Origin of the sequence: Microbacterium sp. SORGH_AS_0862, assembly GCF_030818795.1 — a bacterium.
In the GTDB taxonomy this organism is placed as follows: Bacteria; Actinomycetota; Actinomycetes; order Actinomycetales; family Microbacteriaceae; genus Microbacterium.
Genome location: NZ_JAUTAY010000001.1, coordinates 752994 through 765934, shown reverse-complemented (window position 1 = coordinate 765934; position 12941 = coordinate 752994). Strand labels below are relative to the sequence as shown.

The window sequence follows — 12941 nt, the reverse complement described above, 5'->3', positions numbered from 1 at the left end:
CTCCTGCGGGAGGAGGCTCAGGCGCTCGGGCGGCCGTACGCCTCGAGCAGCCGCAGCCACACCTCGCTGAGCGTGGGGTAAGACGGCACGGCGTGCCAGAGGCGGGTGATCGGCACCTGGCCGACGACGGCGATCGTCGCCGAGTGGAGGAGTTCGGCCACATCCTCGCCGACGAACGTGGCGCCGATGATCGTGCCCGCATCCTCATCGACGATGGCGCGCGCCTGACCCCGGTAGTCATCGGCGCGGGTGGCGGCGCCGGCGATCCAGGAGAGGTCGTAGTCGAGGACCCGGATGCGGCGGCCCGCGGCTTTCGCGGAGGCCTCGGTGAACCCGATGGACGCCACCTCAGGATCGGTGAAGGTCACCTGCGGAACGGCCTCGTGGTCGGCGGTTGCGACGTGCGCGCCCCAGGGGGCGTCGTCGACCGCGCCGCCGGTCGCACGCGCGGCGATGACGTCGCCCGCGGCACGCGCCTGGTACTTGCCCTGGTGTGTGAGCAGGGCCCGGTGGTTGACGTCGCCGACCCCGTACAGCCAGTCGGTGCCGGACACGAGCATCGTGTCGTCGACGGAGAGCCACTCGCCCGGGACCAAGCCCACCGCACCCAGGCCGAGATCCTCGGTGCGGGGGGCCCGTCCGGTCGCCACGAGCACCTCGGCCGCGCGGATGCGGGACCCGTCCGACAGCTCCAGCTCCTTCTCGTCGCCGACACGCTGTGCCGACACGACGTTCGTGTGGCGGAGGATGCGCACGCCCCGCTCCTCGAGGGCGCGACCGACGAGCTCACCGGCGAAGGGCTCGTTCGCGGCCAGCAGTGCGCCCCGGACGACGAGAGTGACCTCGGCGCCGAGGTCCGCGTACGCGGTCGCCATCTCCGCGGCGACAACTCCGCCGCCGACGATGGCGAGGGATGCGGGGATCTCCTGCGCGCTGGTCGCCTCGCGGCTCGTCCACGGCGCGATGTCGGCGAGACCGGGGGTGTCGGGGAGGAGGGCCGCGGTGCCCGTGCAGACGGCCACGGCGTGCCGGGCGGTCAGTCGGGTGACGGCGCCGTCCGCATCCGTCACCTCGACCTGCTTGACGCCGACGAGGCGGCCGTGGCCGCGCACGAGGTCGATGCCCGCGCCCGTGAGCCACTCCACCTGCGAGGAGTCGTTCCAGTCGTGCGTGAGCGTGTCGCGACGGCGGAGGACGCCGGCGACGTCGAGGGAGCCCGACACGGCCTGCTTGGCACCGTCGACGTCGCGCGCCTCCCGCAGCACAGCGCCCGCGCGCAGGAGCCCCTTCGACGGCATGCACGCCCAGTAGGAGCATTCACCCCCGACGAGTTCGCTCTCGACGATGACGGCGGTGAGTCCGCCCTGCACGGCGCGGTCGGCGACGTTCTCGCCCACCGGGCCGGCGCCGATGACGATGAGGTCGTAGGTCTGCTCGCTCATGCTGCGACGCTACTCCGTCACGTCCTCCCCGGGGCCGCCGCTTGCTCCCCGGCGCCGCCGCTTGCGCTCCCGGCCTCGCCCTGGTCCGTGTGCCTGCCGCCGCACCGGCGCGGCCTATTGCCCCGTTGCCCGTTGCCCGTTGCCCGAGTTGCGTCGCATGTGCGCAGACGCGCCACCTTTACGCAGATGCGCCAGAGAATGACTGGCGCATCTGCGCAAAGGTGTGGCACCACCGGCCGCTGCGGGAGGTTCACTCGCTCCGGGTGCCTGCGCCGCATCCCTTCTGGGGGCGAACGGGAAGCCCCGCATCCGCCACCATGCCGGTCACCTGGGCGGGCCCGGCTCCCAGCATCCGCTAGGTGTACCCGGTCATGAGGTTGGTGACACCCGGCTGATTGGGGGTTGGCCGCCGCAGGCGGTGTGTGCTCGAGCGTAGTTGTAGTGCTCGAGCCAGGGCGCGAGCGCTTCGGAGCGGTGCTGGTTGGAGACGTAGGGGGCCCGGTAGGCCCAGTGTTCCTGCATGGTCCGGTTGAATCGTTCGGCTTTGCCGTTCTGCCAGGGGCAGTGCGGCTTGGTGGTGATGTGCCTCGCGTTGAGGAGGGACAGCTGGCCTTGGAACGCGGCCGAGACGGTGTAGTTCTTGGCGTTGTCGGTCATGACCTCACGGATGTGGATCCCGTGACGGGTGAAGAACTCGGTCGCGGCGGCGAGGAACGCTGCGCAGGTGGTGCCCTTCTCGTCCGGCAGGATCTGCGCGAACGCGAGGCGGGAGTGGTCGTCGACGGCGACATGGACGTAGTCAAAGCCAAGCCTGACCTTCCGGTCCCGACCGCTGTGATGGTCGATCGTGGCGGGGCCTTGGACGCGCCAGCCGCCGCCTTCGGGGATGCGGCCGAGCTTCTTCACATCGATGTGGATCAGATCCCCTGGGGCGTCACGCTCGTAGCGGACCTGGGTGCGCCGTGACGCGCGCAACGCGATGCCGGTGACCGGATCCAGCTCGTGCAGCGCCGGCAGCCCCGCCTTCGCGATCAGCCGGGAAACGGTGCGCGGGCTGGCCCCGCAAGCGCGGGCGATGTCGTCGCGCCCGAGCCGCTCACGCGAGCGCAGCTCAACGACGGCGGCTGCTGTCGCGGCGGCAGTCGCCGTCGGAGACGACACCGGACGCGAAGACCGATCGGACAGCCCTGCTTCGCCCGCAGCGCGGTAGCGGGCCAGCCAGCGATGAGCGCACTGACGCGAGACGCCCATCTCCTTGGCAACGTGCGAGACGGGACGTCCGCCGAGAACCCGGCGCACGAGAATCAGACGACCCGCGACAGTGAGCCGCGCATTACGGTGGACCAAGAGAAGGCCTCCACTTCGGTGACGTTAGACACCACCAATCGTGGAGGCCTTCTCCCTATCCGAATGTCACCAACCTCATGACCGGGTACAGCTAGGCGGGCCCGCCCAGCTGCCTCGGATCCGCCGCACCTTTGCGCGGATGCGACAGTGAACGTCTGTCGCGGATGCGGAAGCCTGTCGCACTTGCGCACATGCGACGCAACTCGGGCAGGAAGAGACAGCACCCCGCGCGGCACGGGGCGCGCCGCCTCGGGCACAGCGGTACGGGCCCTGCTGCGGCGTCCGAAAACCGCGAGCCCGTGTCGTGGAGGCGTGACAGGCTGGGGACGTGCCCATCTCCGCGATGACCTTCGACGAGCGCTACCGTGCGATCGACGCGCGGGACGCGCGCTTCGACGGCCAGTTCGTCACCGCGGTGCACACCACCGGCATCTACTGCCGCCCCAGTTGCCCCGCGCGCACACCCCGCGCCGAGAACGTCACGTTCTATCCCACGAGCGCCGCCGCGCACGAGGCGGGCTACCGCGCCTGCAAGCGCTGTCTGCCCGAGGCTGCGCCCGGCTCGCCGGAGTGGGACCTCCGCGGCGACGTCGCCGGGCGCGCCATGCGTCTCATCGCCGACGGCGTGGTCGAGCGCGAGGGCGTGCCGGGGCTCGCCCGCCGGCTCGGCTACTCGTCGCGGCAGCTCGGCCGCATCCTCACCGCCGAGCTCGGCGCGTCACCGCTCGCACTCGCGCGGGCCCACCGCGCCCACACGGCGCGGATGCTCCTCGTCGGCACGGACCTCCCTGCCGCAGACGTCGCCTTCTCCGCGGGCTTCGCGAGTGTGCGGCAGTTCAACGACACCGTCCGCGAGGTGTTCGGGATGACGCCGCTCGCGCTGCGCGCGCGGCGGAGATCCGAGAACCGTGCGACTCCCGGTGAGATCGATCTGCTCCTCGCGCACCGGCGTCCGATCGACGACGACGGCATCTTCGCGTGGATGACGGCCCGCGCGCTGCCGGGCGTGGAGACCGTCACGACGACGACCTTCGCGCGCACCCTGCGCCTGGCCGGCGGCTCCGCGTGGTTCGAGGTGCGCCGCGACGGCGACGCGCTCCGCTTGCGCGCCCGCCTGTCGCAGCTCGCAGATCTGCCGCAGCTGGTCACGCGGGTGCGTCGGCTGTTCGATCTGGATGCGGATCCGCTCGCCGTCGATCAGGCGCTCGCAGCCCACCCGGAGCTTGCCGAGCGTGTCGCCGCGCTTCCCGGCATCCGCGTCCCCGGCGCCGCGGACCCGCACGAGATGCTCATCCGTGCGATGGTGGGCCAGCAGATCACCGTCGCCGCGGCGCGCACGGCCCTCGCCGCTCTCGCGCAGCACCTGGGGGAGCGGGTGCCCGCCCACGAAGGCACCGACCTGCTCTTCCCGACCATGGCGGCGATCGCCGAGCGCGGCGCAGAGGTGCTGCGCGGCCCCGCCGCCCGCACCCGCGCCATCGTCGGTGCCGCCGCGGCGCTCGCCGACGGCTCGCTGGTGCTCGACGCCGGCGGCGACGCCCACGATCAGCGCGCGGCCCTGCTCGCGATGCCCGGGATCGGACCGTGGACCGCGGACTACGTGCGGATGCGGGTCACGGGCGATCCCGACGTGTTCCTTCCCGGTGACGTCGCCGTGCGCACCGGCGCCGCCCGGCTCGGGCTCCCCGCGGAGCCCCGTGCCCTGACCGCGTGGTCCGTCCGCGCCGCACCCTGGCGCAGCTACCTCACCGCGCACCTTTGGGCCGCCGTCGCCGGCGTGCCCGCGCAGATCCCCCGTCCCGCCCGCCTCCCGAACGAGAGCCGCATCGCATGACCGCGCACATCGCCACCATCGCCACCCCTGACGGAGCCTTCACCGCGCTCGTCGACGATCGGCAGCGCGTCCTCGCCTCCGGCTGGAGCGCCGACCACGAGGTCATCATCGCCCGCGTGCGTGCGGCGGATCGACCCGCCGAGATCGTCGAGGGCGCGGTCGACGCCCTGGATGCGGTCGCCGCCTACTACGGCGGCGACGTGCGAGCCATCGACGAGGTCGAGGTGCACCAGACGGGCACCGCCGGACAGCTCGCGGGCTGGCGGATGCTGCGCCGCATCGAGCCGGGCCAGCCCCTCACGTACGCGGAGTTCGCCGCAGCGTTGGGAAGTCCTCGCGCGGTGCGCGCCGCCGCATCCGTCTGCGCGCGCAACGCACCGGCCCTTTTCGTGCCGTGCCACCGCGTGCTCCGCACCGGCGGCGCGATGGGCGGCTTCGCGTGGGGCGTCGAGGTCAAGCGCAGCCTGCTCGCCCGCGAAGCCTCTTGACCCCACGCGCGGGAATGCCCGCGCGGAACTGATCGTTGCACTCAGCGAACACACAGCATAGTCTGGAGGGCTGTCGCGCGCACTCGCCGCGGCATCCGTGCACTCGAGGAGGACGATATGACTCAGGCATTCGCCATTGCGGAAATCCCCGCCGTCCTCGCGGTGCCCGCGCGCTCCGCGTAGCCACCGCTCCGCCGCTTCCACGCGGCCCTCTCCCTCTCCGAGCCGCCGCACCTCTGCGTGCGAGTTCACCCTTCAGCGGCGTCGCCGCCGCACGCTCTCCTCGAGGATCATGAGTTCCACACCTTCTCGTTCGTCCACCGAACCGTCCACGCTTCGCGCCCTCGCGCGGCTCCTGCCGTTCGTGCGCCCTGTGCTGCGTCCGCTCGTGCTCGGCGCCGTCAGCGCGCTCGCCGCCAGCGTCGTCGCCCTGATGATCCCGCTCGTGCTCGAGGGCGTCGTCGCGGGGCCGATCGCCTCCGCCGATCCGACGCAGATCCTCTGGGGCACGCTCGCCGTCATCGGGCTCGGGCTCGCCGAGGCCGCTCTCGTCTGGGGTCGGCGCTGGTTCGTGCTCGCGCCTTCGACCAGGGTCGAGTACGCCTTGCGCACCGGCTTCGCCGCGCGCCTGCAACGACTCCCCGTCGCGTTCCACGACCGGTGGCAGTCCGGTCAGCTGCTCAGCCGCATGATGCAGGACATCAGCCTCATCCGACGCTGGCTCGCCTTCGGCGTCATCCTGCTCGTCGTCAACGTGCTGACGATCGCGCTGGGGTCGGTGCTGCTGTTCCAGTGGCACTGGGTGCTCGGCACGATCTTCCTGCTGTGTTCGGCTCCCCTCTGGTACGCCGGGTATCGCTTCGAGAAGCAATACGGGGTGCTCGCCCGCCAGAGCCAGGACCAGGCGGGCGATCTCGCGACCGCCGTCGAGGAGAGCGTGCACGGCATCCGCGTCCTGAAGGCGTTCGGGCGCGGATCCCACGCTCTCGCGAAGTTCGCGCGCCAGGCCGAGACGCTGCGCCAGACGGAGCTGCGCAAGGCCACGGCCATCGGCCTGATCTGGTTCTGGCTGGTCCTGCTGCCCGAGATCGCCTTCGCGCTGTGTCTGGCGGCGGGGATTGTGCTCGCTCAGCTCGGCCAGCTCTCGGTCGCCCAGTTGTTCGCCTTCTTCGCGATGGCGACGGTGCTGCGCTGGCCCATGGAGTCGATCGGCTTCCTCTTCTCGTTCCTCCTGGATGCGCGCACCGCCACCGACCGCGTGTTCGAGGTGTTCGACGAGCAGGTCACGATCGACGATCCGGACGACCCGGTCTCGATCGAGAACCCCCGGGGCCGGCTCGTGTTCGAGAACGTGCACTTCCGCTACCAGGACGCGCCGGACGCGCAGCGCGATCTGCTGGACGGGATCGATCTCGCCCTGGAGCCGGGGGAGACGATGGCGCTCGTGGGCCTCACCGGTTCGGGCAAGACGACGCTGACGACCCTGCCCACCCGCCTGTACGACGTGACCGGCGGGCGCGTCACGCTGGACGGCGTCGATGTGAGGGATCTCACCCTGGCCGAGCTGCGCACGCACATCTCGATGGCGTTCGAGGAGGCGACGCTCTTCTCCTCCTCGGTGCGCGAGAACGTGCTGCTCGGACGCGACGACCTGGATGCGGCCTCGCCGGAGGGCGAGCGCGTGCTGCGCGAAGCGCTGGACGTCGCCCAGGCCGAGTTCGTCGAGCGGCTGCCCGCCGGCGTCGACACCGTCATCGGGGAGGAAGGACTGAGTCTCTCCGGAGGCCAACGCCAGCGTCTCGCCCTGGCCCGCGCGGTCGCCGCGCGGCCGTCGGTGCTCGTGCTCGACGACCCGCTGTCGGCTCTCGACGTCGACACGGAGGCGCGGGTGGAGGAGGGGCTGCGTGGGGTGCTGGCCGACACGACCGCCCTCATCGTCGCGCATCGGCCGTCGACCGTGGCCCTCGCGGATCGCGTCGCTCTCCTGGAAGACGGGCGCGTCACCGCGGTGGGAACGCACAGCGAGCTGATGCGTTCCTCGGCGCACTACCGGCACGTGATCTCGAGTCTGGACGAGAAGGAGGAGGTGCGATGAGTACCGTCACGGGAACCAGCGGCGAAGACCGCTCCGACTACACCCGCGCCGAGAGCCGGGAGATCCGGCGCCGCTCGATGCGACTGCTCGGTTCACTCATCGCTCCGCTGCGCGGCAAGCTCATCCTCGCCGCCGTCGTGCTCGTCGTCTCGACGGCGCTGAGGGTGGTCGGTCCGGCGCTGATCGCATTCGGTATCGACAACGCGCTGCCGGCGGTGCTGAACGAGCTGGACTGGCTGCCCACGATCGGCGTGGTGGCCGTCTATCTCGCATCCGGGCTGCTGGGTGCCGCCCTCATCGGGTGGTACGCGGTGGTCGCGGCACGCCTCACGCAGGCGGTCATGCTCGACCTGCGCACCCGGATCTTCCGCCACACCCAGCGGCTGAGCCTCGAGTTCCACGAGTCGTACACCTCGGGACGCATCATCTCCCGCCAGACGAGCGACCTCGACACGATCCGGGAGCTCCTCGACGGCGGCCTCAACGAGCTCGTCTCGGGCGTGCTGTTCGGTGCCTTCACGCTCATCGCCCTGCTGCTGCTGGACTGGCAGAGCGGGGTCGTGCTCATCGTCATGGGCATCCCGCTCGGCCTGCTCATGCGCTGGTTCTACCGCCGCTCGCAGATGGTCTACCGAGAGTCGCGCGTGATCAGCGCGAAGGTCATCGTGCATTTCGTGGAGACGATGACCGGCATCCGCGCGGTCAAGGCGTTCCGCAAGGAGAAGCGCGGCGACGTCGAGTTCGGCGAGCTGAGCGAGCAGTACCGCGACGTGAACATGCGCTCCATCCGGCTGTTCGGCACGTTCGAGCCCGGGCTGATGGCGATCTCGACACTGAGTCTCGGTGCGGTGCTGCTCCTGGGCGGCATCCGTGTCGCCGGCGGAGCGCTGGAGATCGGGGTGCTGCTGGCCGCCGTGCTGTACGTGCGCAACTTCTTCTCGCCGCTGCAGGAGGTGGCGATGTTCCTGAACTCCTACCAGTCGGCCGCAGCGGCACTGGAGAAGGTGTCGGGCGTGCTGGAGGAGGAGCCCACGGTTCCCGAGCCCGCGCATCCCGTGGCACTGGAGCGCCCGCGCGGCGCCATCCGTTTCGACGACGTGGCGTTCGGTTACGGCGACGGGCGCGTCGTGTTGCCCGACTTCTCGCTGGACGTTCCGGCGGGTCAGACGATCGCCCTGGTCGGCACGACGGGGGCGGGCAAGTCGACGCTGGCCAAACTCGTCTCCCGCTTCTACGACCCGACCCGCGGATCCGTGACGCTCGACGGCGTGGACCTGCGGACGCTCGGTTCGGCCGATCTGCGCCGCGCGATCGTCATGGTGACGCAGGAGGCGTACCTGTTCAGCGGAACGGTCGCCGACAACATCGCGCTGGGGAAGCCGGACGCGACCCTCGACGAGGTGCGGGATGCGGCGATGGCCGTCGGTGCACACGCGTTCATCGAGGCACTCCCCGACGGTTACGACACGGACGTGAACAAGCGCGGCGGCCGTGTGTCGGCGGGACAGCGCCAGTTGATCTCGTTCGCGCGCGCCTTCCTGGCGAACCCGGCGGTGCTGATCCTCGACGAGGCGACCGCCTCGCTCGACATCCCGAGCGAGCGTCAGATCCAGTCGGCTCTCGGGACGCTGCTCGCGGATCGCACGGCCATCATCATCGCCCACCGCCTCTCGACGGTCGCGATCGCGGATCGCGTGCTCGTCATGGAGCACGGGCGCATCGTCGAGGACGACGCGCCCGAGGCGCTCATCGGCGGCACCGGCACGTTCGCGCGCCTGCACGCCGCCTGGCGCGACTCGCTCGTGTGACGGTTCGGGATGCGGCGCTCCGCCGCATCCCGAACTCACACGCGTGCGGCGAGGAACTCCGCCTGGGCGAACCACTGGTACATGAGACCGCCCTCGTGCTGGTTGTGGGGATAGACCTCGATGTCCGCCTCGCCCGCGTAGTGGTTGCGGGCGGCGAAGACCGTCGAGGGCGGGCACGTCTGATCGTGCAGCGCTGTCGAGAACAGGGCGGGAGCCTCCGAGCGGCGCGCCATGTTGACGCCGTCGAAGTAGGACAGCGTGGTGAACACGCGCTCCTCGGTGTGGCGGTGCACCGCGAGGTAGCGCACGATCTCCTGGTAGGGATCCGCGTCCGTGAGCCCGACCGCCCGTTCGAAGTGGCACAGGAACGGCACGTCGGGCATGACCGCGACAAGTCCCTCCGACAAGGCGCCCGCGGCCAGCGCGATCCCGCCGCCCTGGCTGCCTCCGCACACCGCGACGCGGTCGGCGTCGACGATGTCGAGCGTGCGCGCCGCATCCACCAGGCGCACCGCATCCGTGAACACGCGACGGTAGTAGTACTGCGCCGGATCCTCGATGCCGCGTGTCATGAAGCCGCTGACCGACGGACCGGTGCCGTGAGGGTCGGGGGTGTCGCCGCCGGTTCCCCACATCGAGCCCTGACCGCGGGTGTCCATCAACAGGTGCGCGTAGCCGGCGTTGGCCCAGCCGAGGCGCTCACCCGCGAGCCCCCGTCCGCCGCCGTAGCCGTTGTACTCGACGACCGCCGGCAGCGGCTCGTCGGCGCCGGCCGGTGCGGTCAGCCAGGCGCGCACCGGTTCGCCCGCGTAGCCGCTGAAGGTGACGTCGTAGACGTCGACCAGGGTGAACGGCGACGCGACGCGCTGATAGCGCACCTCCTCGCCCGCGGCGCGGGAGGAGGCGATCGTCTCGGCCCAGAAGGCGTCGAAGTCGGCGGGCTCGCGCACCTCGGGCCGGTACTCGCGGAGGGCGTGAGGATCCATGTCGAAGCGCGGCATGAGCATCACGATAGGGGTATCGGGGTCCTCGCCGCGGCACCTCGGCCGGAGAATCAGGTGCTCATCGGCGAGAGCGGTGCTGCGGCCGCATCCCGCCCCGTCGCTATGATCGCGATCGGGGAGGTGCGCCATGAGCGACACGCAGAGACCGGTGGACGCGCGGCCCGAGGCAGCAGCGTGGTGGGCGATGGATGCCGACCGCGTGGCGGCCGAGCTCGGTGGGGATGCTGCCGAGGGGCTGTCCGACGAGGAGGCGGCCGGACGACTGGCCGCCGACGGCCCGAATGCGATCGCCGCGCCACCCTCGCCGAGGGCGGTGACCATCGCGCTGCGTCAGCTCGCCGACCCGATGAACCTCATGCTCATCGGCGTCGTGGTGGTCAGCATCCTCATCGCGCAGCCGTCCGTGGCCGTCGTGGTGGCATTGCTCGTGGGGCTGAACGTGGTGCTCGGCACGCGTCAGGAGCTCGCGGCGCGTCGCAGCGTCGATGCCCTCGCCCAGCTGCAGATCCCCCAGGTGCGGGTGCTCCGCCAGGGCACGCTGCGCCAGATCGACGCGACGGATGTCGTCGTCGGGGACGTCGTCCAGCTGGAGGCGGGAGACCTCGTCCCGGCCGACGGCCGCATCCTGCGCAGCGCGACCTGCGAGACGCAGGAATCGGCTCTGACGGGGGAGAGCGCCCCGGTGCCGAAGGATGCGGAAACGCTCGCCGACGACGATGTCGCCCTAGGCGACCGCGAGAACATGCTCTTCCAGAACACGAGCCTCACGCGGGGCACCGCCGCGATGGTGGTGACCGAGACCGGGATGCAGACCCAGATGGGCCGCATCGCGGGGATGCTCACGGCGGTCGTCGGCACGCGGAGCCCTCTGCAGCGGGAGCTGGACGGGCTCACGAAGGTCTTGGGACTCATCGCGTGGGGCGCCGTCGCGATCATGATCGTGCTGGGATTCGCCCGCGGCGAGTCGATCCAGACGGTCCTGCTCGTGGGGATCGCCATGGCGGTCTCCGCCATTCCTTCCGGTCTGCCTACCTTCGTGCAGGTCATGCTCTCGTACGGCGCCAAGCAGCTCGCCGAGCACCGGGCGGTCGTCAAGAACCTGAGCGACGTGGAGACCCTCGGTGCCACCTCCGCGATCAACTCGGACAAGACCGGCACACTGACGCTCAACCAGATGACCGCTCGCCGCCTCTACGCCCGCGGCCAGTGGTTCTCGGTCGAGGGCGAGGGATATCGCAAGTCAGGAGCGCTGCGTCATGCCGCCGGCCTCGAGGTGCCCGACTTCACGGCGCTCGCGTACGGGCTTTGCCTCAACAGCGACGCGACGGTCTCGGATGCGGGCACGGTGGTGGGGGATCCGACCGAGGCGGCCCTGGTGGTGCTCGCGGCCAAGCTCGGCGCAGATGCGGAGGAGACGCGGCGACTGTATCCGCGCGTCGCCGAGGTGCCCTTCGACTCGGCGTACAAGTTCATGGTGACCTGCCACGACGTGCCGTGGGACGGCGACAGCGCGTTCGTCGCGACCATCAAGGGCGGACCGGATGTGGTCCTCGATCGCTGCACGCACGCGCTGACCGCGGAGGGCGTGGTGCCCATCGCCCGGGCACACGACGACATCCTCGCGGCCAACGCCCGACTCTCGGGCGAGGGACTGCGCGTGCTGGCGTTCGGCTACCGCATCCTCGACGACGAGCGGGAGGCGGCGATCGTCGATCCGATGGCCTTCTCGGAGGCCTTCGTGTTCGTGGCCCTCGTCGGCATCGTCGATCCTCTGCGGCCCGAGGCGATCGAGGCGGTGCGGATCGCTGCGGGCGCCGGCATCGAGGTGCGCATGATCACGGGGGATCACGCCGTCACGGCGGCCGCGATCGGCGACGAGCTGGGGCTCGGACCCGGGGCCATCAGCGGCTCCGAGCTGCGCGAGCTGAGCGATGCGGAGCTGTCGGCCCGCCTGCCTGAGCTGCACGTGTTCGGTCGCGTCACCCCGGAGGACAAGCTGCGGGTGGCGCGTCTCCTGCAGGAACGCGGCGACATCGTCGCGATGACCGGCGACGCGGTCAACGATGCCGCCGCCCTCAAACAGGCCGACATCGGGGTGGCCATGGGCTCCGGGAGCGAGGTCACGAAGCAGGCGGCGCGCATGATCCTGACGGACGACGACTTCGGGACGCTCGTCGAAGCCATCCGGCTGGGACGCGGCATCTACGAGAAGATCGTCGGCTACGTGCGGTACCAGATGTCGACGCTGTTCTCCCTCGTTCTGCTCTTCCTCGCCGCCAGCGTCTTCGACATCAACAACGGTGTGCCCCTCACGCCGCTCATGGTTATCTTCCTCAGCACCTTCATCACGTTCTTCCCCGTTCTGACCATCACGTTCGGGCCCGACCCCGACGGCATCATGTCCCGACCGCCTCGCGACGTCCGCCAGACCCTCGCGAACCGCGGCTCCATCACGCAGTGGCTCGTGTACGGCGGCACCATCTTCGCCACCGCGCTGGCCGCGCTCCTACTGGCCCCCGGCGAAGCGCGCACCACCGAGGCCTCGGTGCCGGTCACGATGGCCTTCGTCGTCATCAGCCTGGGATCCGTGCTGGCGGGCATGGCGATGCGGCGGGACCCCGCATCCGGATTCACGGCGCCGTGGGCGGACGCCCTCAAGTGGATGTGGATCCCCGTCGCCCTGACCGTCGTCTGCGTGGAGGTCGGGTTCGCCCAGAACCTGCTGATGACCACGAGCCTCAGCGGCGGCGAGTGGCTGCTGGCGCTCGCGCTGTCGGTGATCCCCGCCGTCGTGGTGGAGGCGGACAAGGCCTTGCGTCGCGCCCACGCTCGCCGCTCCTGACTCGCGTGGTTCCCATGCACCTTTCTCGGAGATCGGCGCGTTTCTCGGAGGATGCGGCTGTAAACCTCCGAGACTCGCGCG

General features: G+C 70.8%; 8 protein-coding genes. 5 read left to right on the top strand and 3 right to left on the bottom strand.

Annotated features, from left to right (window positions below; all coding sequences use genetic code 11):
* Nucleotides 1–17: 17 nt before the first annotated feature.
* On the bottom strand, nucleotides 18–1442 hold the full coding sequence (locus tag QE377_RS03600; protein WP_307319742.1) for an NAD(P)/FAD-dependent oxidoreductase: 1425 nt from the start codon (nucleotides 1440–1442) through the stop codon (nucleotides 18–20).
* A 369-nt stretch (nucleotides 1443–1811) separates the two neighbouring features.
* Complete coding sequence (locus tag QE377_RS03595; RefSeq protein WP_307319603.1) at nucleotides 1812–2789, bottom strand: IS481 family transposase; 978 nt, start codon at nucleotides 2787–2789, stop codon at nucleotides 1812–1814.
* 343 nt (nucleotides 2790–3132) lie between these two features.
* Between QE377_RS03595 and QE377_RS03590 the strand changes: the two genes are divergently transcribed.
* The 4 genes from QE377_RS03590 to QE377_RS03575 all read left to right on the top strand — a co-directional run bounded on the left by QE377_RS03590 (nucleotide 3133) and on the right by QE377_RS03575 (nucleotide 9014).
* Nucleotides 3133–4623 (top strand): AlkA N-terminal domain-containing protein, encoded by a 1491-nt coding sequence (locus QE377_RS03590; RefSeq protein WP_307325854.1) that lies wholly within the window; start codon nucleotides 3133–3135, stop codon nucleotides 4621–4623.
* Nucleotides 4620–5111 carry a methylated-DNA--[protein]-cysteine S-methyltransferase gene (locus tag QE377_RS03585; protein ID WP_307319741.1) on the top strand — a complete coding sequence of 164 codons (492 nt, stop codon included), beginning with the start codon at nucleotides 4620–4622 and terminating at the stop codon, nucleotides 5109–5111. Before QE377_RS03590 ends, QE377_RS03585 begins: the two co-directional genes overlap by 4 nt.
* Nucleotides 5112–5403: 292 nt before the next feature.
* Nucleotides 5404–7206 carry an ABC transporter ATP-binding protein gene (locus QE377_RS03580; RefSeq protein ID WP_307319740.1) on the top strand — a complete coding sequence of 601 codons (1803 nt, stop codon included), beginning with the start codon at nucleotides 5404–5406 and terminating at the stop codon, nucleotides 7204–7206.
* Complete coding sequence (locus tag QE377_RS03575; protein WP_307319739.1) at nucleotides 7203–9014, top strand: ABC transporter ATP-binding protein; 1812 nt, start codon at nucleotides 7203–7205, stop codon at nucleotides 9012–9014. The genes QE377_RS03580 and QE377_RS03575 overlap by 4 nt, the downstream gene beginning before the upstream one ends.
* Nucleotides 9015–9049: 35 nt before the next feature.
* Here the strand turns inward: QE377_RS03575 and QE377_RS03570 are convergent, their stop codons facing one another.
* Entirely contained in the window at nucleotides 9050–10015 is a 966-nt protein-coding gene (locus QE377_RS03570; protein WP_307319738.1) for an acetylxylan esterase, read from the bottom strand.
* 130 nt (nucleotides 10016–10145) lie between these two features.
* Here QE377_RS03570 and QE377_RS03565 point away from each other — a divergent pair, with 130 nt between their 5' ends.
* Complete coding sequence (locus QE377_RS03565; protein WP_307319737.1) at nucleotides 10146–12860, top strand: cation-translocating P-type ATPase; 2715 nt, start codon at nucleotides 10146–10148, stop codon at nucleotides 12858–12860.
* Nucleotides 12861–12941 lie beyond the last annotated feature (81 nt).